21 protein-coding genes are annotated in these 24,886 nt (G+C 61.5%); 10 read left to right on the forward strand and 11 right to left on the reverse strand.

Going from position 1 to position 24,886, the window contains the following annotated elements:
* Positions 1 to 21 precede the first annotated feature (21 nt).
* The 3 genes from BTW08_RS14650 (at position 22) to BTW08_RS14660 (ending at position 4,932) form a co-directional block, all read left to right on the forward strand.
* A complete protein-coding gene (locus BTW08_RS14650; protein ID WP_075563271.1) occupies positions 22 to 1,032 on the forward strand; it encodes a DNA topoisomerase IB in 1,011 nt (336 codons plus the stop codon).
* A 243-nt stretch (positions 1,033 to 1,275) separates the two neighbouring features.
* Positions 1,276 to 2,349 carry a beta-propeller fold lactonase family protein gene (locus BTW08_RS14655; protein WP_075563272.1) on the forward strand — a complete coding sequence of 358 codons (1,074 nt, stop codon included), beginning with the start codon at positions 1,276 to 1,278 and terminating at the stop codon, positions 2,347 to 2,349.
* 345 nt (positions 2,350 to 2,694) lie between these two features.
* Positions 2,695 to 4,932 (forward strand): NADP-dependent isocitrate dehydrogenase, encoded by a 2,238-nt coding sequence (locus BTW08_RS14660; protein ID WP_075563273.1) that lies wholly within the window; start codon positions 2,695 to 2,697, stop codon positions 4,930 to 4,932.
* Between the two features lie 123 nt (positions 4,933 to 5,055).
* Here BTW08_RS14660 and BTW08_RS14665 read toward each other — a convergent pair whose 3' ends face one another.
* Positions 5,056 to 6,552 carry a carbon starvation CstA family protein gene (locus tag BTW08_RS14665; protein WP_075563274.1) on the reverse strand — a complete coding sequence of 499 codons (1,497 nt, stop codon included), beginning with the start codon at positions 6,550 to 6,552 and terminating at the stop codon, positions 5,056 to 5,058.
* Between the two features lie 316 nt (positions 6,553 to 6,868).
* On the opposite strand from BTW08_RS14665, the gene BTW08_RS14670 reads away from it, so the two are divergent.
* The 5 genes from BTW08_RS14670 to BTW08_RS14690 all read left to right on the forward strand — a co-directional run bounded on the left by BTW08_RS14670 (position 6,869) and on the right by BTW08_RS14690 (position 11,002).
* Positions 6,869 to 7,585: a murein L,D-transpeptidase catalytic domain family protein gene (locus tag BTW08_RS14670; RefSeq protein WP_210403257.1), complete on the forward strand. Its 717-nt coding sequence runs from the start codon at positions 6,869 to 6,871 to the stop codon at positions 7,583 to 7,585.
* A gap of 183 nt (positions 7,586 to 7,768) precedes the next feature.
* Entirely contained in the window at positions 7,769 to 8,875 is a 1,107-nt protein-coding gene (locus BTW08_RS14675) for a L,D-transpeptidase (protein WP_075563275.1), read from the forward strand.
* Positions 8,876 to 9,063: 188 nt separating this feature from the next.
* Positions 9,064 to 9,567, forward strand: coding sequence for a universal stress protein (locus BTW08_RS14680; RefSeq protein ID WP_075563276.1), 504 nt, complete (start codon positions 9,064 to 9,066; stop codon positions 9,565 to 9,567).
* 104 nt (positions 9,568 to 9,671) lie between these two features.
* A complete protein-coding gene (locus BTW08_RS14685; protein ID WP_075563277.1) occupies positions 9,672 to 9,941 on the forward strand; it encodes a DksA/TraR family C4-type zinc finger protein in 270 nt (89 codons plus the stop codon).
* A 119-nt stretch (positions 9,942 to 10,060) separates the two neighbouring features.
* Entirely contained in the window at positions 10,061 to 11,002 is a 942-nt protein-coding gene (locus BTW08_RS14690) for a LysR family transcriptional regulator (RefSeq protein ID WP_075563278.1), read from the forward strand.
* Between the two features lie 52 nt (positions 11,003 to 11,054).
* Here BTW08_RS14690 and nspC read toward each other — a convergent pair whose 3' ends face one another.
* The 4 genes from nspC to BTW08_RS14710 all read right to left on the reverse strand — a co-directional run bounded on the left by nspC (position 11,055) and on the right by BTW08_RS14710 (position 14,488).
* On the reverse strand, positions 11,055 to 12,227 hold the full coding sequence (gene nspC, locus BTW08_RS14695) for a carboxynorspermidine decarboxylase (RefSeq protein WP_075563279.1): 1,173 nt from the start codon (positions 12,225 to 12,227) through the stop codon (positions 11,055 to 11,057).
* 7 nt (positions 12,228 to 12,234) lie between these two features.
* Entirely contained in the window at positions 12,235 to 13,434 is a 1,200-nt protein-coding gene (locus BTW08_RS14700; RefSeq protein ID WP_075563280.1) for a saccharopine dehydrogenase family protein, read from the reverse strand.
* Between the two features lie 318 nt (positions 13,435 to 13,752).
* Entirely contained in the window at positions 13,753 to 14,076 is a 324-nt protein-coding gene (locus BTW08_RS14705) for a YnfA family protein (RefSeq protein ID WP_083627902.1), read from the reverse strand.
* A gap of 160 nt (positions 14,077 to 14,236) precedes the next feature.
* The gene (locus BTW08_RS14710; RefSeq protein WP_075563281.1) at positions 14,237 to 14,488 is read right to left on the reverse strand and encodes a CsbD family protein; all 252 of its coding nucleotides are present in this window, start codon (positions 14,486 to 14,488) and stop codon (positions 14,237 to 14,239) included.
* A gap of 180 nt (positions 14,489 to 14,668) precedes the next feature.
* Here BTW08_RS14710 and BTW08_RS14715 point away from each other — a divergent pair, with 180 nt between their 5' ends.
* Together BTW08_RS14715 and BTW08_RS14720 are read left to right on the forward strand one after the other, a co-directional pair.
* Entirely contained in the window at positions 14,669 to 15,556 is an 888-nt protein-coding gene (locus tag BTW08_RS14715; RefSeq protein WP_075563282.1) for a DMT family transporter, read from the forward strand.
* A gap of 231 nt (positions 15,557 to 15,787) precedes the next feature.
* The gene (locus BTW08_RS14720; protein WP_075563283.1) at positions 15,788 to 16,213 is read left to right on the forward strand and encodes a copper resistance protein NlpE N-terminal domain-containing protein; all 426 of its coding nucleotides are present in this window, start codon (positions 15,788 to 15,790) and stop codon (positions 16,211 to 16,213) included.
* Between the two features lie 58 nt (positions 16,214 to 16,271).
* Here BTW08_RS14720 and BTW08_RS14725 read toward each other — a convergent pair whose 3' ends face one another.
* From BTW08_RS14725 to aceE, 6 genes are all read right to left on the reverse strand, one after another.
* Positions 16,272 to 17,069 carry a class I SAM-dependent methyltransferase gene (locus tag BTW08_RS14725; protein ID WP_139313675.1) on the reverse strand — a complete coding sequence of 266 codons (798 nt, stop codon included), beginning with the start codon at positions 17,067 to 17,069 and terminating at the stop codon, positions 16,272 to 16,274.
* Positions 17,057 to 17,854, reverse strand: coding sequence for an undecaprenyl-diphosphate phosphatase (locus BTW08_RS14730; RefSeq protein ID WP_075563284.1), 798 nt, complete (start codon positions 17,852 to 17,854; stop codon positions 17,057 to 17,059). Before BTW08_RS14730 ends, BTW08_RS14725 begins: the two co-directional genes overlap by 13 nt.
* Positions 17,855 to 17,905: 51 nt before the next feature.
* Complete coding sequence (gene tsaB, locus BTW08_RS14735; RefSeq protein WP_075563285.1) at positions 17,906 to 18,595, reverse strand: tRNA (adenosine(37)-N6)-threonylcarbamoyltransferase complex dimerization subunit type 1 TsaB; 690 nt, start codon at positions 18,593 to 18,595, stop codon at positions 17,906 to 17,908.
* A gap of 193 nt (positions 18,596 to 18,788) precedes the next feature.
* On the reverse strand, positions 18,789 to 19,445 hold the full coding sequence (gene adk / locus BTW08_RS14740) for an adenylate kinase (protein ID WP_075563286.1): 657 nt from the start codon (positions 19,443 to 19,445) through the stop codon (positions 18,789 to 18,791).
* Between the two features lie 242 nt (positions 19,446 to 19,687).
* The gene (gene aceF / locus BTW08_RS14745; RefSeq protein WP_075563287.1) at positions 19,688 to 21,853 is read right to left on the reverse strand and encodes a dihydrolipoyllysine-residue acetyltransferase; all 2,166 of its coding nucleotides are present in this window, start codon (positions 21,851 to 21,853) and stop codon (positions 19,688 to 19,690) included.
* Positions 21,854 to 21,965: 112 nt separating this feature from the next.
* On the reverse strand, positions 21,966 to 24,656 hold the full coding sequence (gene aceE, locus BTW08_RS14750; protein WP_075563288.1) for a pyruvate dehydrogenase (acetyl-transferring), homodimeric type: 2,691 nt from the start codon (positions 24,654 to 24,656) through the stop codon (positions 21,966 to 21,968).
* Between the last annotated feature and the right edge of the window lie 230 nt (positions 24,657 to 24,886).

Raw genomic sequence — 24,886 nt, forward strand, 5'->3', positions numbered from 1 at the left:
TTCGGGCAAAAGGAGCTTGCCATGACCACGACCCCCGCAAGGCGGGTGACCCGCCATCGCTGCGGCAAGGGCTTCACCTATCGCACACCGAACGGCAGGACGCTGAACGACAAGGCGTGGCGCGACTGGATCCGGTCGCTGGCGATCCCGCCGGCCTGGCGCGATGTCGAGATCGTGCTCGACAAACGTCACCATATCCACGCTACCGGCCGCGACAGCGCCGGCCGCAAGCAGTACGTCTACAACGCCGAGTGGCGCGAAAAGCGTGAAGTGCTGAAATTCGACCGCATCGTCGAATTTGCTTTACGGCTGACGCCCATGCGTCGCGTCACCGGCCAGCATCTCACGCTCGAAGGAATGCCCCGGCAGAAGGTGCTCGCCTGCATGGTGCGGCTGATCGACAGCGCCTACTTTCGACCGGGGAGCGAGCGCTACCGGGAGGAGAACGAGTCCTACGGCTTGACCACCATGCGTTCGAAACACCTGACCATCGACGGTGACGAGCTGATATTCGACTACCAGGGCAAGAGTGGCCAGCATCAGCATCGCGTGGTCGAGGATGAGCGCCTGGCCAGGATCGTCGGCGAGCTCGACGACATTCCCGGCTACGAGATCTTCAAGTATTTCGACGACGACGGCCGCAAGGTGAGAGTCGACAGTCACGATCTCAACGACTACATCCATGAGGTCATGGGCGAACGCTTCAGCGCCAAGGATTTCCGCACCTGGGCCGGCACGTCGATTGCCGCACTGGCGCTGGAAGAGCTCGGCCCGGGGGACAACGACAAGATCAGCCAAGGCAACGTCCGCCAGGCGGTCGAGCGCGTCGCCAAGACGCTGGGCAACACGCCGAGTATCGCCAAGGCGAGCTATATCGATCCGCGGGTCGTAGAAAGCTATCTCGATGGCCGGACGCTGGATCATTTCCGCAAACTGGTGGAGACCGAACTGGAGGCGGACGACAAGCTGACCGGCCCGGACGAACGCGCCATTCTCAGGTTGTTGAGAAGCCGGCTGGAATCGGCGAACTGACGTCCCACCGCTGGATGGAACCCGCTACCCAGCCGGTTTTCGCTATGCGCTATCGGCACGAGCGACCGATGCGGGCCATCGCCTTGTCGACCTATCGACAATCGACGCTGCCAGACGCTCAATGCTAAAAAGAAGGTTTGTCCATCGACCGTTCCGCATCGCCCGCCTCGTGCATGACATTTCATGCACGAGGCCGCGGCGGCGGATATCTCGATCTGTTCCTCCCACCGTCAAGGAAAGCGCATGAACCCAGTCGAGCCCTCCATCGATACTGTCGTCTACGTCGCCAGCTCAGGAGATGGGACCATTGGCAGCTATCGCCTGGACCGTCAGACCGAAAAGCTGATCCCGCTAGCCACCACCGAGGCGGCGGAGAACGTCATGCCGTTGGCCGTCAGCCCGGACAAGCAGTTCCTTTACGCCGCCATTCGCAGTGATCCATTGCGGGTACTGAGCTATCGCATTGACTCGAACACCGGTGGATTGACGCCACTGGGCAGCGGCGCGCTCTACGGCAGCATGGCCTATATCGCCACCGATCGATCCGGGCGTTACCTGCTGGCGGCTTCCTACGGCGGCAACCTGGTCAGCGTCAGCCCCATCGACGGCAACGGCGTGGCCGGCGATGCCACCCAGACCCTGGAAACCGGCAGCCGCGCCCACGCGATCCTGACCACGCCGGAGAACCATCACGTCTTCGCCACCAATCTGGGAGACGATAGGCTGGCCCAGTTCTATTTCGCGGACGGTGCGCTCGCCCCCAACGATCCGCCCGCTGCCGAGACCGCCGCCGGGGCCGGGCCGCGTCACTTCGTGTTCTCACCCGACGGCCGCTTCGTCTATGTGCTGGGCGAGTTCGACGCGACGGTAACGACCTTTGCACTGAATGCCGACAACGGCACGTTGTCCCAGGTCAGCGTGTGTCGGGGCCTGCCGGATACGCTGGAACTGGCGCCAGGCATGCCCCGCGAGGAGATCCCGGCCGGTGACGATACGCCACGCATCTGGGCAGCCGATCTGCACATTACTCCGGACGGTCGCTATCTTTATCTTTCCGAGCGTACCAGCAGCACGCTGAGTACGCTGCGTGTCGATCCGCAGAGTGGCAAGCCGCAGTACGTCGCCAATCAGCCCACGGTGAAGCAGCCCCGAGGTTTCGAGATCGATCCTGCCGGACGCTATCTGGTCGCCGCCGGCGAGCTGAGCGATCACCTGTCGCTCTACCGCATCGACTCCGCCAGCGGTGAGCTGACCTATTTAAGCGACGCCCCGGTCGGTCGCAAGACCAACTGGGTGGAGATCGTGTCGTTCGGCTAGTCGAGGCGCTGTCGCGGGCGCGCCGCGTGAATGCGTTGGTCACGTGGCGCTGGTATACTCTGTCGCGACCGCAGGTTGTCGACAACTTCAATTCACAGCCGTCACGACCGCTTTCAGGACCACGCTGCCGGTTGACCCACGGTTGCTTCAGTCAAAGGGGAACCGGCGCCGTGCTGCATGGCGTCCTGCGGGCGAACCGGTGATGACGGACGATATCAACCGGTGACGCCCGTCCGACGTATCGATCGCCAGCGTCTTCATCGCACCACTGGCGCGAAGCGTATTCGAATTGCTGTCAAGCACGCGATACTCGTGCCATTGCCAAAGAGAGGTTAACGAATAGACATGTCCAATACCCCGAAGATCATCTACACCCTGACCGACGAAGCGCCTGCACTGGCCACCTACTCTCTGCTGCCGATCATCGAGGCGTTTACCGGTACGGCCGGTATCACGGTCGAGACTCGCGATATTTCGCTGGCCGCCCGCGTGCTTTCCCAGTTTCCGGACCTACTGAACGACGAGCAGCGCGTCAGCGATGACCTGGCCGAACTTGGCCAGCTGGCGACGACGCCGGAAGCCAACATCATCAAGCTGCCCAACATCAGCGCTGCCGGTCCGCAGCTCAAGGCGACGATCAAGGAGCTGCAGGGCCAGGGCTACCCGCTGCCGAACTACCCGGACGAACCTTCGAGCGACGAAGAGAAAGCCATCAAGGCGAGTTACGACAAGGCTAAAGGCAGCGCGGTCAACCCGGTGCTGCGCGAAGGCAACTCCGACCGTCGCGCGCCGAAATCGGTCAAGAACTACGTCCGCAAATACCCGCATCGCATGGGCGAATGGAGCGGCGATTCCCAGTCTCACGTCGCCCACATGAGCGAAGGCGACTTCTACGGCAGCGAACAGTCCGCCGTGATCGCCAAGGCCGGCAAGCTCAAGATCGAACTGCAGCAGAAAGATGGCACCCACATCGCCCTGAAGGACGGCCTCGCGGTCAAGGAAGGCGAAGTCGTCGACGCTTCGCGCATGAGCAGCCGTCGCCTGCGCAACTTCATCGACAGCGAAATCAAGGATGCCAAGAAGCGCAACGTGCTGTTCTCGCTGCACTTGAAGGCGACCATGATGAAGGTTTCCGACCCGATCATGTTCGGTATCGTGGTCGAGGAGTTCTACAAGGACGTGCTCGACAAGCACGCCGAGGCGCTCAAACTCGCGGGCTTCAACGCCAACAGCGGCATCGGCGATCTCTACAGCTCGATCGAATCGCTGCCCAGCGAACAGCAGGACGCGATCAAGAGCGATATCGACGCGCTCTACAAGGAGCGTCCGCCGATGGCGATGGTCGACTCCCACAAAGGCATCACCAATCTGCACGTGCCGAGTGACGTGATCATCGACGCCTCGATGCCGGCGATGATCCGTGACTCCGGCAAGATGTGGGGCACCGACGACGCGCTGCACGACACCAAGGCGGTGATCCCCGATCGCTGCTACGCGACGATCTATCAGACCGTGATCGAGGACTGCAAGAAGCACGGCGCCTTCGATCCCACCACCATGGGTAGCGTGCCCAACGTCGGTCTGATGGCGCAGAAAGCCGAAGAGTACGGCTCCCACGACAAGACTTTCCATATCCCGGCGGACGGCACCGTGATCGTCACCGACGAGAACGGTCAGACACTGTTCAGCCACGACGTCGAAGCCGGTGATATCTGGCGCATGTGCCAGACCAAGGACGCGCCGATCAAGGATTGGGTCAAGCTGGCCGTCACTCGCGCCCGTGAAAGCGGCGCCCCGGCGATCTTCTGGCTCGACGCCGACCGTGCCCACGACGCCAAGCTGATCGAGAAGGTCGAGACCTATCTCAAGGATCACGATACCGACGGCCTGGATATCCGCATCCTGGCGCCGGTGGAAGCGATGAAAGTCTCTCTCGAGCGTATCCGCAAGGGCGAGGACACCATCTCGGTCACCGGCAACGTGCTACGTGACTACCTGACCGACCTGTTTCCGATCATGGAACTCGGCACCAGCGCCAAGATGCTCTCGATCGTGCCGCTGATGAACGGTGGTGGCCTGTTCGAGACCGGTGCCGGCGGCAGCGCACCCAAGCACGTTCAGCAGCTGCTGGAAGAGAACCACCTGCGCTGGGATTCGCTGGGTGAATTTCTCGCCCTGGCGGCGTCTCTCGAACATCTTGGCAGCACCTTCGACAACGCTCGCGCCAAGATCCTGGCGTCCACGCTGGACCGCGCCAACGGTGAATTCCTCGACGCCGACAAGTCGCCCAAGCGTAAGGTCGGCGAGCTCGACAACCGCGGTAGCCACTTCTACTTGGCGCTCTACTGGGCGAAAGAGCTGGCCGCTCAGACCGAAGACGGCGAACTCAAGTCGCTGTTCGAGGAGATCGCCAAGACCCTCGGCGACAACGAGAAGGCCATTGTCGACGAGCTCAATGCCGCGCAAGGCAAGCCGGTGGACATCAAGGGCTATTTCCATCCCGATCGCGAGCGGGTGAGTGACGCCATGCGTCCCAGCAAAACGCTGAACGCGGCGCTGAACAAGCTCTACCAGGCGTCCTGATCGGCGACCGGCTCGGGCTACCGAGCCGGTATCCCTTCTTCTGTCCTGCTTCGGCAACGACGGAGCCAAAAAGAAACGGGCCCGTGCCAATGGCACGGGCCCGTTTGCTTGGGCGGGTAGGCGTTACCAGAAACGCGATATCGACAATAGGCTCGTTGCCAGTAATCCGGTGGCCTTACCATTCTTGAAGACCGGTACTTCCGGCTCGTCGACGGCAAAGATGCCGCCGCTCAGCCGGCGGACGCGCTTCATGAACAGCGCGATGCAGATCAGCGTGCCGATTGCCGCCACCACGTAGCTCATCTGCAGCGACAGACCGAAGCCGATCGGCGCGTAGGCCAGATAGGTAAAAGTCGCCATGGTCATGAATACTGCCGGAATCGAAGTGATCAGGTGCGGCTTGCGCGCCAGCACCAGATACATCGTCGCAACCCAGAGAGCGATGACCGCCGTGGTCTGGTTGGCCCAGGAGAAGTAGCGCCACAGCAGCGTGAAATCCATGTGGGTCAACGCGTAGGAGATCACGAACAGCGGCGCGGCGATGAGCAGACGCTTGACGATGGGCCGCTGATCGATCTTCAGATAGTCGGCGATGATCATGCGCGCACTGCGGAAAGCCGTATCGCCGGAGGTGATCGGCAACACGATCACGCCGAGAATCGCCAGCGTACCGCCAATGGCGCCGAGCATGGTGGTCGACACTTCACTGACGACCGCGGCCGGGCCGCCGGCAGCCAGAACGTCGGACAGCGTGTGGTCGCCATGGAACAGACTCATCGCCGCAGCGGCCCAGATCATCGCGATGACGCCCTCGGTGATCATCATGCCGTAGAAAATCTTGCGGCCGTTGCCTTCGTTCTCGGTGGTGCGCGAAATGATCGGCGTCTGGGTGGCGTGAAAGCCGGAGAGCGCGCCACAGGAGATGGTCAAAAACAGCAGCGGGAAGATCGGCGCGCCCTGCGGATGCATGTTCTGGAACGAGAGCTCCGGGATCGGGGCACCGGTGAAGATCATGCCGAGACCGATACCCAGCGCGCTGAACACCAGCAGCGCACCGAAATAGGGATAGATTCGGCCGATGACCTTGTCGATCGGTAGCAACGTCGCCAGCAGATAGTAGGCGAAGATTACCATCGTGATCAGCGTGATCGACAGCGGCGTCATGTTGGCCAGCAGCGCCGCCGGCGAGGTGACGAAAACGGTGCCGACCAGCAGCAGCAGCAGGATGGCGAAGCCGTTGACGATGTGCTTCATCGCCTTGCCCAGGAACTTGCCCGCCAGCTGCGGCAGGTGCGCACCGTGGTTACGGATCGAGATCATGCCGGTGAGATAATCATGTACCGCGCCCGCAAAGATGCAGCCGACCACGATCCAGACGAATGCCACCGGACCATACAGCGCACCCAGGATCGGCCCGAAGATGGGTCCGACGCCGGCAATATTGAGAAGTTGGATCAGCGAGTTACGCGTCGTGTTCATCGGCACGTAATCGATGTTGTCGCGCATGGTGAAAGCGGGCGTACGCCGCTTGCGATCGGTGACGAACACTCGCTCCACGAACTTTCCGTACGTGAAGTAGCCCGCTATCAATAGCAGGATCGATCCAATGAATGTAATCATTTAGTGCCCCTGAAGCGAAGAGAATGCCTTGTGAGCATCCGGCAGGTACCTTGATAGGGATGTTGGCGGGCCAACGGCGGTCGCAGTATGGTTATCCGCGCCAATTTACGAACAAGGTCAAATAATTACATTTAGACTTTAGTGGCGGACTCGGCGCCGAGGCGCTTGCCGGGTCTCGCCTTGTCCCGCATGCTGACGCCTTTCCCGTCACCTCGGGTAGCCTGCTTCGATGATCAAGACCTATGCGTCCTTACTCTCAGCGCCTTTTATCGACTCCCTGACTTCGAGAGCCGTAACGGCTGCCATCGTGTTGTCGATGTCGATCTCTGCCGCGGTCGCGTCGACACCACCGCACTCTCACGATCTTCCGGCTCGTGCCGATGTGGTGTATCAACCCACCGTGACATCCCTCGAGCACCTCGCCCCGGACGCCGATCCCGACGTCATCGCCCTGGGTCTTGCCACCATGCAGTGCGCCCAGCGCCACGGCGTGGGCGAAGCTGCGCAGCGCCTGGCGATCATCGATTACAGCCGCTCCTCGCTGACACCACGCCTGTGGGTTTTCGATCTCGCCCGGAACAAGCTGCTGTACCGTGAAGTCGTGGCCCATGGTCAAGGTTCCGGGGGTGACGTTCCCGATCGATTTTCCAACCAGGAAGGCTCACACGCCTCGAGCCTGGGTCTGTTCGTGACGCGCCAGACCTACGAGGGCAAGAACGGCTACTCGTTGCGTATGGATGGGCTCGAGCCCGGCTTCAACGATGCCGCCATGAGCCGCGCGATCGTGATGCACGGCGCCGATTACGTCGATCCTGGCATTGCCGAGCGTCAGGGACGACTCGGACGTAGCTGGGGATGCCCCGCTCTGCGTCCCGGCGTCGCTGGGGATGTCATCGACGTGCTCAAGGAAGGCCAGTTCATCTTCTCCTACTATCCTGAACGGGAATGGCTGATGAATTCGGCGCTGGCGCAGTGCGCTCAGGCCCGCGTCGAGCAACAGGACACCGGCGAGTATTTCCTCGGCACACGCTGATCAAGCATCGCCTTTATCGAGTGCACGCGGGGGCGCGCACGACGTCGATAGCGAGTACCCTGTTCATGGCGGTCATCCCATCATTGGCGGCCGCCCCACCTACAGCAGCCACCGATCCCGGTAGTGCGCACGACGTGAATCGAGAATGCGTCGTTCTTCGGCGCGTCGTTCGAGGGAGTCAGCATGTCACGTACGGGAATTACACTGCTGCTATTGATCGTCACCCTGCTGGTTTCGCCAGCGAGCTTCGCCGTGCCCTACTGGGGCGAGAAACAGTCAAGCCCTGTCGATACGCCGATCGACCAGCTTCCTCCCGGCGCCTGGATCTGGGGTGGCGATGACAGGCATGCCGGCCCGATGGCCGTCGTCGTCAGCCTCACCGAGCAGCGCGCCTACGTCTATCGCAACGGGATCCTCATTGGCGTGACGAGCATCAGTACCGGTCGCGAGGGTTACGAGACGCCGACCGGCGTCTTTACCGTGCTCCAGAAGGACAAGGACCACTACTCCAACCTCTACGGCAATGCACCGATGCCGTATCAGCAACGCCTGACCTGGGACGGCGTGGCGCTGCATGCCGGCGGGCTGCCCGGTTACCCGGAATCCCACGGCTGCGTCCACTTGCCGACCGAATTTGCTCGTCTGTTGTTCGATGCATCCAACCTGGGCATGACGGTGGTCGTGGCGGAGGCGGGCCAGGCGCCGATCTCCGTGGTTCATCCGGGACCATTGAGCCCCATCGATGCCCATACTGGCAGTGGTGTCGAGATTCCTCTGTTGGCCAGTGGCAGCAGCTGGCGCTGGGCCATGGACCCTCCTTCCGAAGGCCCGGTCTCGATGGTTCTCAGCCGCAGCGATCGCCTGATCGTGGTCTATCGCAATGGCGTCGAAATTGGCCGTTCACGCGTCGAGATCGGCAGCCCCGACAGGGTGACGGGTACGCGCGCCTATATCGTCGAAGGCCATTTCCATCCACCGCCGGCTAGAGAGAGCGATGAAGTGCCCCTGCGTACTCTTTCCATGCCGACCTGGATCGCAATTGGCGTACCCGGTTACGAAAGCACTGCCGGCCAACTGGTCTCGACCAACCTGGTCAATCAGGTGGTCGTACCCGATGGTTTCAAGCGGAAGGTGCTGCCCCTGCTGGAACCCGGCACCGTGCTGGTCGCAACCGATGCCCATCTCACCGCGGAAAATAGTGGTGAGTCCATCCGGGTGATCGATAGCGTTGGCCCCCGTACCTGGCTCGATGATGTCATGACGCTGCTCCATCCCGGCACGGACCGCTAACGTCGGCATGCATCCCCGCTCAGCCTGGGGTGCGTCACACTGTGCGACATTTATCCGCTATGACATTCCTCGCGGGTAACCTATGTTGAGAGTCGCAAGGCGACTCGGCTCGCCGCAGCGACAGGTAATCAGCAACCAGGCGGTACCCGAGCGCTTCCGTTCGATGCTTTCACGGTGGCGAGGTGTTTATGTTCAAGTCTCTGCTAATCCCGATCGATGGTTCCGAGGACTCCCATATCGCGCTCAACGTTGCCTGTCAGTTGGCAGCACCGGTTCAGGGCAAGCTGTATCTGCTCAACGTTCGCGACCCTTACCCACAACTGCATAAAGGCGAATTGCTCAGTGTCGAAGCGGCGATCAAGGCGGCTTCGGTGGATACCGCCGATCACGAGGGTCACGCCATTCTCGATGCCGCGCTTGATACGCTACCTTCCTTCCCCGGTTATAACGGGGAGTTCGATACGCTCGTCAAGCAGGGTTCGCCGGCACGCATGATCGTCTCCGAGGCCGAGCGGCTGGGCGTCGATGCCATCGTGATGGGCAGTCGTGGCATGGGGCAATTCAAAGGGCTGATGATCGGCAGCGTGTCGCACAAGGTGACCCATGTCGCCAACTGTCGTGTTATCTGCGTACACGAGACCCCGCATCGGCATGCAACCCAGGCGCCTCACGAGTTCATCGACGTGGATTGACGCGGCCACCTCCGTAGCTTGCAGCTGGCCCACGCCTTGCAAGGCCGCGGGATCGCCACCATGTTGAAACAGTGCCGAGAGGCAAAGTCTCGAGGAGAAAGATCATGGCCAGCGGTTGGGCAAAAGATGGCGCAGTGCAGGAGCAGATCGACAGCACCGTCCAAGACGGTATCGAGGAAGCACGCCAACGGCTTCGGAATCAGGGCCCTAGCCTGATGATCTGTGAAGAGTGCGAGGCGCCGATTCCCGAGGCGCGGCGACAGGCCGTTCCTGGCGTGCGCCTGTGTATCGCGTGTCAGGCGGAAGAGGATCGTCATCAAACCCATCGCGCCAACTACAACCGTCGCGGCAGCAAGGATAGCCAACTGCGCTAGCGGCGAAATACGCCACAGCGAACTTCATCGGCGGTCATCCCGCGCCGGGCATCGGCGCCCGGTAATGCTAGAATCATGGCGTCGTCACAGCCTGCCGAGCGCTGAAGGAGTCCGGTCTCATGCATTTCGATCTCGCGGACTTGCGCATCTTTGTCCATGTCGCCGAAGAGAGCAGCCTGACAGCCGGGGCTCAGCGCGCGCATCTTTCCACCGCTGCGGTCAGCGGCCGAATCAAGTCTCTCGAAGCGCAACTGGAAAGTCGGCTGTTCTACCGTAGCAGTCAGGGCGTCGAGCTGACGCCGGCCGGCGAGCGCCTGCTGCAGCACGCACGCCTCATCCTGCGCCAGGTCGAGCGGGTCAAGAATGAATTCTCCGGTTACGCCAGTGACGCCATCGGCCATTTGCGGATATTCGCCAACACCACCGCCGTCATCGAGTTCATGCCCGAGGTACTGGCCGATTTCCTCGCCACGCGGCCCGGCATCACGGTGGATCTTCAGGAGCGGCTCACCAGCGATATCATTCGCGGCGTTCTCGATGGCACCGCCGATATGGGAATTCTCGGCATCATGGTGGGCGTCGAAGTGCCTTCACGACTGAAGACGCTGCCATTCAGTCAGGACAGGCTGGTCCTGGCCACGCCACTCGATCATCCGCTGACCGAACGCGAAGAGATCACCTACGAAGATGCGCTGGATTATCCCCACGTGACGCTTCACGAAGGCAGCACCCTCTTTCACTATCTGGAGCGCAAGGCGCTGGAATTCGGCAAGCCATTGCCGGTCAGAATTCAGGTTTTCGGTTTCGAATCGGCGTGTCGCATGATCGAAGCCGGCGTCGGCGTCGGCATCCTGCCGGAGTCCTGCGCCTTGCGCTATCAGAATCACATGCGGTTGAGCGTGCGCCATTTGAGCGACGCCTGGGCATATCGGGAACGCAGCGTGCTGATCCGCGAAGATCATGTCCTCCCCGCTTTTGGCCAGGAGCTGCTGGATATCATCACCCAGCATCAGACGTCTCGGAGCCCCTCGCTGGAGCGCCACGAACCGGCTTCGCCATGAAAAACGCCCCGCATGGCGGGGCGTAATCGTTTCGGTTATTGCCAACTCGGGCTCAACTCAAGCGCTGGGCGTAGTCCTCGTACCCGAAGGTCTTGACCGTGCGCACTTCGCGGCTCGTCTCGTCGATTCGACAGATCGACGGCAGACGGATGCCGTTGAAGGTGGTGGTCTTGACCATGGTGTAGTGCGCCATGTCGGTGAACACCAGACGGTCCCCGATCTCGAGCGGACGATCGAAGGCGTAATCGCCGATCACGTCACCGGCCAGACACGTCGTGCCGCCCAGTCGATAGGTGTACGCCTTCTCGCCGGGCCTGGCGCCGCCGAGAATCTCCGGACGATACGGCATCTCCAGTACATCGGGCATGTGCGCGGTGGCGGACGTGTCCAGAATCGCGATCGGGCCATCGTTCTCGACGATATCCAGCACGCTGCAGACGAGATAACCGGTATTCAGCGCAATCGCCTCGCCGGGTTCGAGATAGACCTCGAGATGCGGGTGGCGCGACCGGAAGTCACGGATCACTCGCACCAGCCGTTCGACATCGTAGTCGGCCCGCGTGATGTGGTGACCGCCGCCGAAGTTGACCCAGCGCAGGCTGGCCAGATACTGGCCGAACTTCCGCTCGAAGGCATCCAGAGTCGCTTCCAGCGCGTCGCTGTTCTGCTCGCAGAGCGCGTGAAAGTGCAGTCCCTCCAGCCCCTCGAGATCCTCCGGCGCCAGATCCGCAGCCCGGGTGCCGAGCCGTGAACCCGGCGCGCAAGGGTCGTACAGCGCCACCTCGCCGGTGGAGTGCTCGGGGTTGACGCGTAGCCCGCAGGAGACTTCACGCGGCGACGCTTTCACGGTGTCGCGAAAGTGCCGCCACTGCCGCGGGGAATTGAAGCTCAGGTGGTCCGCATAGCGCAGCACCACGTCCATTTCAGGCGCGGTGAACGCCGGCGAGTAGACGTGCACCTCGCCACCGAAGGTCTCGGCACCCAGACGCGCTTCATCCTGACCGCTGGCGGTGGTTCCAACCAGATACTGGCTGACCAGCGGGAAGGTATTCCACATGGCGAACCCTTTCAGCGCCAGCAGAATTCTCGCGCCGCTGTCGGCCTGCACCTTGCCCAGCAGTTCCAGATTGCGCCTGAGCAGCGCGTCGTCGACCACGTAGGCCGGCGACGGACAGGCCCGAACGTCGAAGGGATAGTCGGCGATGGGAGAGGCGATAGTCGTCATCTCCTGCTCAGGCCAGCGGGTCTTGATCGGGGTCGAGCTCGACCATCTGCCACGGCAGGCCCATCTCGCCGATGCGCTCCATGAACGGGTTAGGATCGAGCTGCTCGACGTTGTAGACGCCCTCGCCCTTCCAGATGCCTTCCAGCATCAGCATCGCCCCGGTCACCGCCGGCACGCCTGTGGTGTAGGAGATCGCCTGGGACTGGACTTCCTCGTAGCACTTCTCGTGATCGCAGATGTTGTAGATGTACACCTTGCGACGCTTGCCATCCTTGATGCCGTCGAGGATGACGCCGATGTTGGTCTTGCCCTTGGTACGCGGACCGAGCGAAGCCGGATCCGGCAGGACCTGCTTGAGGAACTGCAGCGGCGAGATGTCGACGCCGTTGACCTGGATCGGATCGATGCGGGTCATGCCCACGTTCTCGAGCACCTTCAGGTGGGTGATGTACTTTTCGGAGAAGGTCATCCAGAAACGGATGCGCTCGAGCCCCTTGATGTTTTGGGACAGCGATTCCAGCTCTTCGTGATAGAGCAGATAGAGATCTTTCTCGCCGATGCCGTCGAAATCGAACTTGCGCTTCTCGGCCAGGGGCGGTGTCTCGACCCACTCACCCTTCTCCCAGTAACGACCGTTCGCAGTGATCTCGCGAATGTTGATTTCCGGATTGAAATTGGTCGCAAACGGATAGCCGTGGTCGCCGCCATTGGCATCGAGGATATCGATTCGGTGAATCTCGTCGAACAGATTCTTCTGGCCATAGGCGCAGTAGATATTGGTCATGCCCGGATCGAAACCACAGCCCAGCGTGGCCATCGCGCCGGCTTTGGCGTAGCGATCCTGGAACGCCCACTGTTCCTTGTACTCGAACTTGGCTTCGTCGGGGTGCTCGTAGTTGGCGGTGTCGAGATACGGCACGCCGGTCTGCAGGCACGCTTCCATGATGGTCAGATCCTGATACGGCAGTGCCACATGGATCAGGATATCCGGTTTGAACGACTCGATCAGCGCGACCAGCGCCTCGACGCTGTCGGCATCGACCTGGGCGGTCTGGATCGGACGCGGCAACTGCTCGGCGATCGCCTTGCATTTGGCTTCGTTACGGCTGGCGAGACAGATCTCGCTGAATACCTCGGGATGCTGGGCGCACTTGTGAGTAACGACACCACCGACGCCACCGGCGCCAACAATCAGGACTTTGCTCATGAATTCGCTTCCAGATCGGGAAAAGTCAACAGTGATAAGGTCTTATCGCTAGTGGCCAAGGCGAGTCAAATCAGTGGTCAAGGGCTTGTCGAATGAGTGTGCAACTAACTTCTCAGAAGATTCAGCGCGTCCCGACCCGATGCCACCCCGGTCTTGGTCTCGCACCGACCCGGGAACCGGCGAGAGGCCGCAGATAATGACCTCGTCTGAGACTGGCCTCAAGACTTTTTCGCGTCAAATTCCGGCCGAGTTTAGGATAGATTCGTTACCATCAGACTAAACATCGCCCTCCAGTGTCTTTCCCTCTTTCGACGCCCTTCAACCCCGAGGCCCGAACAGAATGACACCGGCGCCGATCAGACAGATCGTCGCGCCGATCACGTCCCACCGATCCGGCAGGCGCTGCTCGACCAGCCATAGCCATACCACCGACGTGACGATGTAGACGCCGCCGTAGGCAGCGTAGGCACGCCCTGCGTAATCGCTGTCGACCAGCGTCAGAAGCCACGCGAACAGCATCAGGCTGGCGACGCCCGGGCCAAGCCACAGTGCAGACTTGTCCAGTCGCCACCACGCCCAGAATGCGAAGCAACCGGCTATTTCCGCCAGCGCGGCGGCGAGGTAGATAAGGGGGGTCAACAAGATGTGGGCCTGTCTAAAACCGTAGGATCCGAAGGTATCGCCTCACCTGACAGGCGCCATTCCAACGCTACCGATCAAGACGTCTCCACGAGCCAAAACAACGACCCCGGCCTGAAGCCGGGATCGAGAAACGCTCTTGGCCGAGAAGTTCGAACGAACTTCAACGACGGCCGAGAATAATACCCAGAAACACACCAACACCGCCTGCAATCGCCAGCGCGCTGATCGGATTCTTGACCGTTGCCTCACGGACTTCGTCGAGCTTCTCGCCGTAATTGGCCTGTACCTTGCCTACTGTCTGACGCGCTTTGCCTTCGCTGCGCAGATCGTCGTCTTCGGTGAAAGCGCCAACGGCTTCCTGAGTGCGACCCTTGAGTTCCTCGGTGCGTCCTTTCACTTGATCTTCGTACATGTCGATCTCCTTGATGACTGACTTTACAGCAGAATCACTCCACTGGCCCTTGAGCATAGTTGGCTTGCGCGTTCTCGACAAAATTCGCGTATCTCGGTCGAGCTCGAACGCCGAAAACTGCCGGACATCGCCGCCGAACCGGTTTACGCTGCGTGGCGATCATGACCAAGGATAAATGCCATGCCGCTACCGTCGCTGCTCCGTCTGCTTCTGCTATCCGCGCTTTGGGGAGCCAGCTTCCTGTTCATGCGAATTGCCACTCCGGCACTGGGGGCGTTTCCCACCGCGTTTTTCCGCGTGCTGTTCGGCGCGCTGGGGCTGGTGGCGATTCTCGCCGTACTGGGCGTGCGTTGGCAGTTCGATGGCAAGTTCAAGACGTCACTGGCGATCGGCATGGTCAACTCCGGCATTCCGTTCGCGATGTTCTGTATCGCGGCCCAGTATCTGCCTGCCGGCTACTCCGCCATGCTCAACGCCTCGACGCCACTGATGGGCGTGGTGATCGGCGCCACGTTCTTCCAGGAACGGCTTACGCGGGATCGTCTGATCGGCGTGGCGCTGGGCGTGCTGGGCGTCAGCGTGCTGGTGGGGACCGGCCCTGTCGCGTTAAGCCGGGGTCTGCTGATCGGTGCCGGCGCCTGCCTGGTCGCCGCTGGCTGCTATGGATTGAGCGGCTTCGCCGTCAGACGCTGGATAGCCGAGCGCGGCGGGCTCGATTCGCGGCTGATCGCAATGGGCTCACAGGTGGGGGCGACCTTGTTACTCGCGCCCTTCATGCTGGGGCAGGTCGCACTCGCGCCACACGCGCTGGTATGGAACGACCTCGGTGTATGGTGGGCAATGCTGGCACTGGGCCTTGCCTGCACCTCGGTGGCCTACCTCTTCTACTTTCGGTTGGTCGAGGATCTCGGTCCGATCAAACCACTAACGGTCACCATGCTGGTCCCCCTGTTCGGCGTGCTGTGGGGCGCGCTGTTCCTCGGCGAGCGGGTCACCTGGGCGCACGCTGTCGGCGGACTGCTGATCGCGGGAGCCCTGTGGCTGATTCTGTTCAGGCGCCAGCGATAGCTCTTTAGCGACAGCTCTTTGGCAATAGCTGGTTGGCAATAGCTGGTTGGCGATAGCTCGTGGGTGATAGCTCGTTGGTGATGGAACAGCGGCAACAGATCCTTGGCGAGCGGACGTCGCCGGCAGAACATCATCCACCGACCTGCAGCGAGAGAGCGCATCAGCGAATCTCCCGCCTCTGGATTTTCGAACTATACTGAGAAACGCATTCTGCTAAAAAAGGAATAAGCAATGCGTACTTCAGGTTTGATGGGTGCAGGGCTGCTGGGTTTGACTCTGACACTCGCAGGTTGTGCCGGGACGCCGCCGTCCCCTTACGAGAAGGCGGCCGGTGAATACGAAGGCGTCCTGCCCTGCGCGAACTGCTCGGGCATCCAGGTCGATCTGGAAATGATGAACATGGATGACACCGGTGGCGCCTATTCGCTCAACAGCCTCTACCAGGGACGAAGCGATGAGCCGATGATCACCAAGGGCAATTTCCTGGTGCTCAAGGATGCCGGACCGCAGCAGATTCCGACGATCTACGAGCTCAAGGGCGCCGGCGGCAATACGATCTACTATCTACGCCCCCTCGACAACGGCGATCTCGAAGTCCTCGATACTCACATGCAGACGATCCAGTCCGGCGCCGACATGACGTTGAAACGTCAGTAAGTTCAGCCAGGACCAACCGACGAACCGGGCTCATGCCCGGTTCGCTCGTTTAAAGGGCTCAAGTCTTCAGCGAACGATGCACATACAGATCGTATCGGCTGGTCTTGCCTTCCAGAACGTGCTTGGGCGCGGGGCCCTCGATAGGCGGCGCCTTGCGTGGGCGCTTGACCACGACGCGGTGCGTGGCGACATCCAGCGCCGCCGACAGCAGGCTCGGGGCATCGATATCATCGCCCGCGAGCTCGCGGAAAAGCCGCATCTCCTTCTTGACCATGGCGGACTTCTCCCGATGCGGAAACATAGGATCGAGATGCACGACCTGGGGCTGGTGCGGCCAGTCGCCGACTGCTTTCGCCAGTGCCGTTGCGCTGTCGGCGTGTCTCAGTGAAAGGCGTTCGACGATCTGTGCCACCTCGTCGTCGCTCGACGCCTGCCGCAGAGCCGCCTGCAGCAACGCGTGGACCGCCGCCACGCGTTCGACCATCAACACCTCGGCCCCCAGAGAGGCCAGCACGAAAGCGTCCCGACCCAGGCCTGCGGTGGCATCGACGATCTGCGGCACCACACCCTTACCGAAGCCGCAGGCTCTGGCGACGAGCTGCCTGCGCCCGCCGCCGTGACGCCGGCGATGCGCCGCGGCTCCGGTCACGAAATCCGCACGTATCGGATGACCGTAGAGTCTGACGTCACCGCCGATTTCCAGTCCGTTCTCGCCACATTGCAAGACGAGCCCGCCGACGGGCGCCGACGAAGCCCAGGGCAATCCATAGCGCGCGGCGAGATCGATCAGGGAGTCGCCGACCACGGTCAGCGGCTCGCTGGCTGCCATCCGAGAGCCGGGATTCACGTCGCCCATACGAACAGCGCCACGCCCAGCAGCAGACGATAGATCACGAACGGCATCATGCCGATCTTGTCCAGTGCTGCCAGAAACAGCTTGATGCAGATCCAGGCCGCCACGAACGACAGCGCCACGCCCAGCAGAATCTCGTGCCACTGGGCTGCGGTACCCGACTGAACCAGCTCGAATCCTTTCAACGACCCTGCCGCCAGAATCAGCGGAATCGACAGCAGGAAAGAGAAACGTGCCGAGGCCTGCCGGCTAAAGCCGAGCATCAAAGCCGCCGTCATGGTAATGCCCGAGCGCGAAGTGCCGGGAATCAGGGCAATGGCTTGGGCCAGGCCGATCAGCAGCGCGCTCTTCAGGCTCAGAGTTTCGAGCGGCTTGACCCGGCTACCGCGCTTGTCGGCCACGCCCAGCAGCACCCCGAACAGGATCGTCGTCGTGGCAATGACGAGCACCGAGCGCCCCGCACTCTCGACCCAGCCTTCGATCAACAGACCGACGATCACCGCCGGGATGGTGGCGATGATGATCGCCCACCCCAGACGGCTTTCCGGGGTCGGCCCGCGCTCGCCGAACTGGGTAAACCAGGCGTGAAGGATGCGCCAGACTTCGTGGCGAAACGCGAACAGCACGGCCCCCAGCGAGCCGATATGGACGGCGACATCGAAGGCCAGCCCCTGGTCGGACCAGCCAAACAGCTGCGAAGGTAGAATCAGATGCGCGGAAGAAGAGATGGGCAGAAATTCCGTCAAGCCCTGGATGATGGCGAGCGCGGCCAGCTGAAAAACATCCATTATCGTTCAATATCCTTATGTAAAGAGGTCGCCACCGTTAGCCTCGACCTTTCACGTCTTACGCCACGCCACCTCGTCACGCAGATAGACGGGGATAACTTCATGGGGGGAGCCACCGCGGGCGCCACGCTGCCACGAAGCAGCGGCCAGACGTGCAATATCCTCAGCCGCCGGGAGTTCATCGGGGAGGGTCTGCACCAATGCAGCCTGTACATCGACAGGCATGGCAGATAAAAGTTGCCAGCCGCTGCCGATCCCCAGCCACTCGAGTTCGTCATCGCCTTGCGGCAGCGAGAGTTTCGAAGGCGGCATGACCCGCTCCTCCAGGAGGGCAGTCAGCGTCCCCTCATGGCAGCGATAGGCGGCGACATAGATCTCGTCCATGCGCGCGTCGAGCGCCGCGATCACATATCGCGCGTGCCATTGGCGATGGGCAGCCAGCGCCAGAGCGTCCAGCGTCGAGATTCCCATCAACGGCAGATCGGCGCCATAGGCCAGCCCCTGGGCGACCCCGGCCGCGATTCGCAAGCCGGTAAACGATCCGGGACCTTGCCCGTAGGCAATCGCATCGAGCTGCTCCAGTGATACACCGGCCTCGGCCAGAACCTCGTCGATCATCGGCAGCAGCAGGCGGGTATGTTCGCGCGGGGCGATCTCGAAACGCTGAACGATGGATTGATCCTGAATCAGCGCACAGGAACAGGCGGTAGAGGAGGCGTCCAGCGCCAGCAACGTCGGCATCGGTGTCCCGGGGAATGGCGGCAAAAAGAAGGGGGGAGTATAGCGCCATCGCGGCGCCAAAACGAACGCTCCGCCACGAGGCGGAGCCTATTTCGAGACGACTTTTCGGACTAGCGGCGTTTCGGGCTAGCGGCGTTTCAGGCTAGCGGCGTTTCAGGCTAGCAAAGAGTCGGGCTGGCAAGGAATCGGATGCTCAGGCCTCGAGTGCGGCGAGAACCTGTTCGCGAATCTCGTCGACGCCGCCGATACCGGCAATACGGTGGTACGCCGGCGCTGCGTCGGCATCCTCCGCCGCCCACTGCTGATAGTAGCCGACCAACGGCTCGGTCTGATCGTGGTAGACAGAAAGACGATGGCGTACGGTCTTCTCGCTATCATCGTCACGATGAATCAGCGGCTCACCGGTGACGTCGTCCTTGCCCTCTTCCTGGGGCGGCTTGTAATCGACGTGATAGATACGCCCGGAGTCCGGATGCACGCGACGTCCGGAAAGTCGATTGACGATCTCTTCGTCGTCGACGGCTATTTCCACCACATGATCGAGCTTGATGCCGGCTTCCTTCATCGCATCCGCCTGCGGCAGCGTGCGCGGAAAACCGTCGAACAGGAACCCGTTGGCGCAGTCGGCCTGCGCAATGCGCTCCTTGACCAGCGCAATGATCAGATCGTCCGATACCAGAGCGCCACTGTTCATGGTCTCCTTGACCTTGACTCCCAGCTCGCTACCGTCCTTTACCGCGGCACGCAGCATGTCGCCGGTGGAAATCTGCGGGATATGGAAATGCTCGCAGATGAACTGGGCTTGGGTACCCTTGCCAGCGCCGGGGGCGCCCAAGAGGATCAAACGCATCGATACGGCTCCTTGAAGAATGATGTCGGTTCTTGGAATGGTCGGTGACATGGAAAACAGGATGCAGAAGACACCGTCAATGGCTCAAGACGATACCTGCCGATCCGGTAGCGCACAAGACTCGCTTGGGCTAACGCCGCCGCGGGATCCGGCCTTTCGTTTCTACCACGCTGGCGTGGTAGAGACGAAAACGCCAACGGCCTCCGTAGAGGCCGTTGGCGTCGATCGCATCGACCGTCGGATCAGACCAGCATACGACGGATATCGGTCAGCACCTGCGCCAGGAAGGCGGTGAAGCGCGCCGCATCGGCACCGTTGACTGCCCGGTGGTCATAGGAGAGCGACAGCGGCAACATCAACCGCGGTGCGAACTCGCTACCATTCCAGACCGGCTTCATCGACGACTTGGAAATACCCAGAATGGCCACTTCCGGAGTATTGACGATCGGCGTGAAGGCCGTACCACCGATGGAACCGAGGCTCGAGATGGTGAAGCTGGCACCGCTCATCTCGTCGCGGGACAGCTTCTTGTTCTGCGCCTTCTTGGCCAGCTCGACCGACTCCTTGGCCAGATCGATCAAGGATTTCTTGTCGGCATCGCGGATCACCGGCACCATCAGGCCATCCGGCGTATCGACCGCCACGCCGATATGCACGTAGTGCTTGATGATCAGCTTGTCGCCGTCCGGATGCAGGCTTGCGTTGAACTGCGGGAACTTGCGCAGTGCATAGGCACACGCCTTGATCATGAACGGCAGCGGCGTCAGCTTGGCACCCTGGGATTCCGCCTCGGCTTTCATCGACTTGCGGAACGCTTCGAGCTCGGTAATGTCCGCTTCGTCGAACTGAGTGACGTGCGGTACGTTGAGCCAGCTGCGATGCAGGTTGTTGGCGCCCGCCTTCATCAGGCGGCTCATCGGCTTCTCTTCGATCTCGCCGAACTGGCTGAAATCGATCGCCGGCACCTGAGGGATACCCGCGCCGCCAGTGGCCCCGGCCTTCGCCGCGCCGCCGCCACTCTTGCGATCCTTCATCACCTGCTTGACGAAGCCGTCGACGTCATCCTTCAGGACACGACCCTTAGGGCCGGAACCTTTGACTTCGCCGAGCTCGACGCCCAGTTCGCGGGCCAGCTTGCGTACGGCCGGGCCGGCGTGCACGTGGGCACCTTCGGTCTTGTCGTCACCATGCTTGTGGCGCGCTTCCGGGCTCGGCTCACCGCTGACGTCCTTCTGCGCCTGAGCGTCGGATCGCTTGTCGGCCTTGGACGTCTTTCCGGTGTCGGACGTCTTTCCGGCGTCGGACGTCTTTTCGGCGTCGGACTTGGCCGGTGCCGGCTTCGACTCGTCGCTTTTCTTCGGGGACGATTTCTTCTTCGCCGGCTTCTTGGCACCCGCAACCTCGACATAGCCGATCAGATCGCCTTCCGAGACGCTGTCGCCTTCCTTGACCGAGACTTCGACGACCTTGCCCTTGTAAGGACTCGGCACGTCCATGGAGGCCTTGTCGGACTCCAGCGTGATCAGGGTGTCTTCTTCGTTGATCTCGTCGCCTTCGCTGATGGCAACTTCGATTACTTCGACACCTTCGCCGCCGCCGATATCGGGAACACGAATTTCCTGACGGCTAGCTTCGCCGTCGTCTTCGCCTTCGCCGCCTTCATCCTCGTCGTCATCGGCGTCTTCATTCTCGGCGCTATCGGCAGACTCCGCGGGCGCTTCATCAGCGTCCTCTTCGTCTTCGCCTTCATCATCGCCTTCGCCGGCGATCTCCATGGTGCCGATCAGGTCACCTTCGGAGACGCTGTCGCCCTCCTTGATCGAGAGCGAGACGATCTTGCCGCTGTACGGGCTCGGCACATCCATCGAGGCCTTGTCCGACTCCAGCGTGATCAACGTGTCTTCTTCGCTGATCTCGTCGCCTTCGCTGACAGCGACTTCGATGATCTCGACGCCGTCGCCACCGCCGATATCCGGCACTTTCACTTCGACGGTACGCTTGCCACCACCGGAGGACTTCTTCTTCGATGCAGCCTTCTGGGGCTCGGCGTCATCGCCGCCGTTATCGTCTGACTCGTCGCCATCGTCCGCCTTGGGCTTGTCCGATGACTCGCTCTCGTCCTGCGACGGCTCGCCGTCGGCATCATCGCCATCTTGGTCGTCGCCGCTATCCTCGGCTTCCAGCTCGAGAATATCGTCGCCCTCGGAGACGGTGTCGCCTTCCTTGACCAGAATCTTGACGACCTTGCCGCCCTTGGGCGCAGGAACATCCATGCTGGCCTTGTCGGATTCCAGCGTGATCATGGTGTCTTCGGCGGCAATGACATCGCCGACGCTCACCGCGATCTCGATGATTTCGACATCGTCGCTGCCGCCGATGTCGGGAACTTTGATGATTTCGCTACTCAAGGTCGCGCTCCTTTAATCATCCACCAGCCTGCCTAGCGGGCAAGCCGGCTAATTCAGGCAATCTGGTCGCCGCCATTTCGTCGGCGGCGACACCCTGACGTGATCCGCCCACTCAGGACAGCAGAGGGCTGGGCTTGGCGGGATCGATGCCGTATTTTTTCATGGCATCGTTGACGACCTTGGCGTCGATCTCGCCGCGATTGGCCAGCGCACGCAGTGCCTGAATCGTCACGTAGTAGCGGTCGACCTCGAAGAAGCGGCGCAGCTGCTCGCGCGTATCCGAGCGACCGTAGCCATCGGTGCCGAGAACGTGGAAGTCGCTCGGTACCCAGGCGCGGATCTGATCGGCGTAAAGCTTCATGTAGTCGGTCGAGGCGATGACCGGACCTTCGGTCCCGTCGAGCTGCTGCACGACCCACGGCTTTTCCCGCTTCTCATCGTAGTCGAGGAACTGCAGCCGATCGTACTCGAGCGCTTCGCGACGCAGCTCGTTGAAGCTGGTCACGCTCCAGACGTCGGCGTTTACGCCGTGCTCTTCCGCCAGCATCACGGCGGCCGCTTCGACTTCGCGCAGGATCGTGCCGCTACCCATCAACTGGACGCGCGGCTGCTTCTTCTTGCCGCCAGCTTCGCCCGGCTTGAGCAGGTACATGCCGCGAACGATGCCTTCTTCGCTACCTTCCGCCATTTCCGGATGCGCGTAGTTTTCGTTCATCACGGTCAGATAGTAGAAGCAGTTTTCCTTGTCCTGGAACATCCGCTTCAGACCATCCTGCACGATGACCGCCAGCTCGTGGCCGTAGCACGGGTCGTAGGCACGGCAGGTCGGCACCGTCGACATCAGGATATGGCTGTGGCCATCCTGGTGCTGCAGACCCTCGCCATTGATGGTGGTCCGACCGGCGGTACCGCCGACCATGAAGCCACGCGCCTGCAGATCGCCGGCGGCCCAGACCAGATCGCCGATACGCTGATAGCCGAACATCGAGTAATAGACGTAGAACGGCAGCAGCGGCAGATGATGGTTGGCGTAGGAGGTCGCCGCGGCGATCCAGGCCGACATCGAACCCGCTTCGGTAATGCCCTCCTCGAGGATCTGACCCTTCTTGTCCTCGCGGTAGTACATGATCTGGCCCATATCCATGGGCTCGTACTTCTGGCCTTCGGCCGCGTAGATCCCGAGCTGCCGGAACATCCCTTCCATCCCGAACGTCCGAGCTTCGTCGGGGATGATCGGTACCACGCGGGAGCCCAGCTGCTTGTGCTTGACCAGGCCGTTGAGTACGCGCACGAAGGCCATGGTGGTCGAGACCTCGCGATCGCCCGACCCTTTCAGCTGCGCCGCGAACATCTTGTCGTCGAGTCCCGGGATCTCCATCGCCTCGAAGTCCGCCTTGCGAGCCGGCAGAAAACCGCCGAGCTTCTCGCGCTGGAGATGCAGGTACTTCATCTCCGGGCTGTCGTCTTCGGGCTTGTAGTAAGGGATGTCGCCGCTTTCGATCTGCTTGTCCGAAACCGGAATGCCGAAGCGATCGCGGAAGGCCTTCAGCGCATCGACGTCCATCGACTTGATCTGGTGGGCTTCCATGTCGGCTTCGCCGTGACCGCCGCCCATGCCGTAACCCTTGACGGTGTGCGCCAGGATGACGGTGGGACGACCATTCGACTTGTGAACCGCCTCGTGGTACGCCGCGTAGACCTTCTGGGGATCGTGGCCACCGCGATTGAGCCGGAAGACCTGCTCGTCGGAGTAGTCCTTGACCATCTCCGCGGTCTCTTCGTACTTGCCGAAGAAGTTGTCGCGGGTGTACTTGCCGCCCTGGGCCTTGTAGTTCTGGTATTCGCCGTCGACCGCCTCGTCCATGCGCTTCTGCAGCATGCCCTTGGTGTCCTGTTCGAACAGCGGATCCCACAGGCCGCCCCAGACCACCTTGATCACGTTCCAGCCGGCACCGCGGAAGACGCCTTCGAGCTCGTCGATGACCCGCGAGTTGCCGCGTACCGGACCGTCGAGACGCTGCAGGTTGCAGTTGATGACGAAGATCAAGTTGTCGAGCTTCTCGCGGCTGGCCAGGTGCAGCGCGCCCAGCGATTCCGGCTCGTCGCATTCGCCGTCGCCCAGGAACGCCCAGACCTTGCGGTCCTTCATGTCTTCCAGCTCACGCGAGTGCAGGTACTTCATCACGTGGGCCTGATAGATCGACTGGATCGGGCCCAGACCCATGGAAACGGTCGGGAACTGCCAGTAGTCCGGCATCAGATAGGGGTGTGGATAGGACGGCAGAGCTTCACCGTCGACTTCCTGACGGAAGTTATCCATCTGCTCCTGGGTCAGCCGGCCTTCCAGGAACGAGCGCGCGTAGATGCCCGGCGTGACGTGGCCCTGGATGTAGAGCAGATCGCCCTTGTGGTCGCCGTTGTCGGCGCGGAAGAAGTGGTTGAAACCGACTTCATAAAGCGTGGCGCTGGACTGATAGCTGGCAATGTGACCGCCCAGGCCCTTGTGCTTCTTGTTGGCTCGCAGCACCTGCACCATGGCGTTCCAGCGGATCGCCGAGCGGATCTTGCGCTCGATGAACATGTCGCCGGGCATCTTGGCTTCACGGTGCACGGGAATGGTGTTGCGATGCGGTGTGGTGCCGGTAAACGGCGGTGAAGATCCGTCACGACGCAGGCGGTCCGCCAACCGGGTCAGGATGTACCGAGCGCGCTCTTCGCCCTCATGCTCGACGACCGAGGCCAGGGAATCCAACCATTCCGTGGTTTCGACCGGATCGAGGTCTTCTCGTGTCTCCAGACTCATAGACAACTCTCCGAATGGGAAAAGGTTTGCCATTCGCCCGGCCATGGCGGGTAGCCGCAGCGGGGCTTGGGAATATGCGCTCTTCGGTGCGGGCGCGGCTCTTTTGGGGCCGCTTTCCGACATTTATTGGCTGTAATGAAATGACAGCAGGCGTGCGTGACGCGAGAAATCAGGCGAAGAAGATACCGCAAACGCTGGCATCTGCCAATTCACGGACGCATTGATGGTGC

This window comes from Salinicola sp. MH3R3-1 (assembly GCF_001937155.1).
GTDB lineage: Bacteria > Pseudomonadota > Gammaproteobacteria > Pseudomonadales > Halomonadaceae > Salinicola > Salinicola halophyticus.

Bases quoted from the DNA above. Each gene is read 5' to 3' on its own strand.
- BTW08_RS14730 (WP_075563284.1), bottom strand. From the start codon at position 17,854: ATGGATGTTTTTCAGCTGGCCGCGCTCGCCATCATCCAGGGCTTGACG.
- BTW08_RS14685 (WP_075563277.1), top strand. From the start codon at position 9,672: ATGGCCAGCGGTTGGGCAAAAGATGGCGCAGTGCAGGAGCAGATCGAC.
- BTW08_RS14700 (WP_075563280.1), bottom strand. From the start codon at position 13,434: ATGAGCAAAGTCCTGATTGTTGGCGCCGGTGGCGTCGGTGGTGTCGTT.
- BTW08_RS14660 (WP_075563273.1), top strand. From the start codon at position 2,695: ATGTCCAATACCCCGAAGATCATCTACACCCTGACCGACGAAGCGCCT.
- adk (WP_075563286.1), bottom strand. From the start codon at position 19,445: ATGCGTTTGATCCTCTTGGGCGCCCCCGGCGCTGGCAAGGGTACCCAA.
- BTW08_RS14725 (WP_139313675.1), bottom strand. From the start codon at position 17,069: ATGGGCGACGTGAATCCCGGCTCTCGGATGGCAGCCAGCGAGCCGCTG.
- BTW08_RS14650 (WP_075563271.1), top strand. From the start codon at position 22: ATGACCACGACCCCCGCAAGGCGGGTGACCCGCCATCGCTGCGGCAAG.
- BTW08_RS14665 (WP_075563274.1), bottom strand. From the start codon at position 6,552: ATGATTACATTCATTGGATCGATCCTGCTATTGATAGCGGGCTACTTC.
- BTW08_RS14670 (WP_210403257.1), top strand. From the start codon at position 6,869: ATGTCGATCTCTGCCGCGGTCGCGTCGACACCACCGCACTCTCACGAT.
- BTW08_RS14720 (WP_075563283.1), top strand. From the start codon at position 15,788: ATGCGTACTTCAGGTTTGATGGGTGCAGGGCTGCTGGGTTTGACTCTG.
- nspC (WP_075563279.1), bottom strand. From the start codon at position 12,227: ATGACGACTATCGCCTCTCCCATCGCCGACTATCCCTTCGACGTTCGG.
- tsaB (WP_075563285.1), bottom strand. From the start codon at position 18,595: ATGCCGACGTTGCTGGCGCTGGACGCCTCCTCTACCGCCTGTTCCTGT.
- BTW08_RS14655 (WP_075563272.1), top strand. From the start codon at position 1,276: ATGAACCCAGTCGAGCCCTCCATCGATACTGTCGTCTACGTCGCCAGC.
- aceE (WP_075563288.1), bottom strand. From the start codon at position 24,656: ATGAGTCTGGAGACACGAGAAGACCTCGATCCGGTCGAAACCACGGAA.
- BTW08_RS14710 (WP_075563281.1), bottom strand. From the start codon at position 14,488: ATGTACGAAGATCAAGTGAAAGGACGCACCGAGGAACTCAAGGGTCGC.
- BTW08_RS14715 (WP_075563282.1), top strand. From the start codon at position 14,669: ATGCCGCTACCGTCGCTGCTCCGTCTGCTTCTGCTATCCGCGCTTTGG.
- BTW08_RS14680 (WP_075563276.1), top strand. From the start codon at position 9,064: ATGTTCAAGTCTCTGCTAATCCCGATCGATGGTTCCGAGGACTCCCAT.
- BTW08_RS14675 (WP_075563275.1), top strand. From the start codon at position 7,769: ATGTCACGTACGGGAATTACACTGCTGCTATTGATCGTCACCCTGCTG.
- BTW08_RS14690 (WP_075563278.1), top strand. From the start codon at position 10,061: ATGCATTTCGATCTCGCGGACTTGCGCATCTTTGTCCATGTCGCCGAA.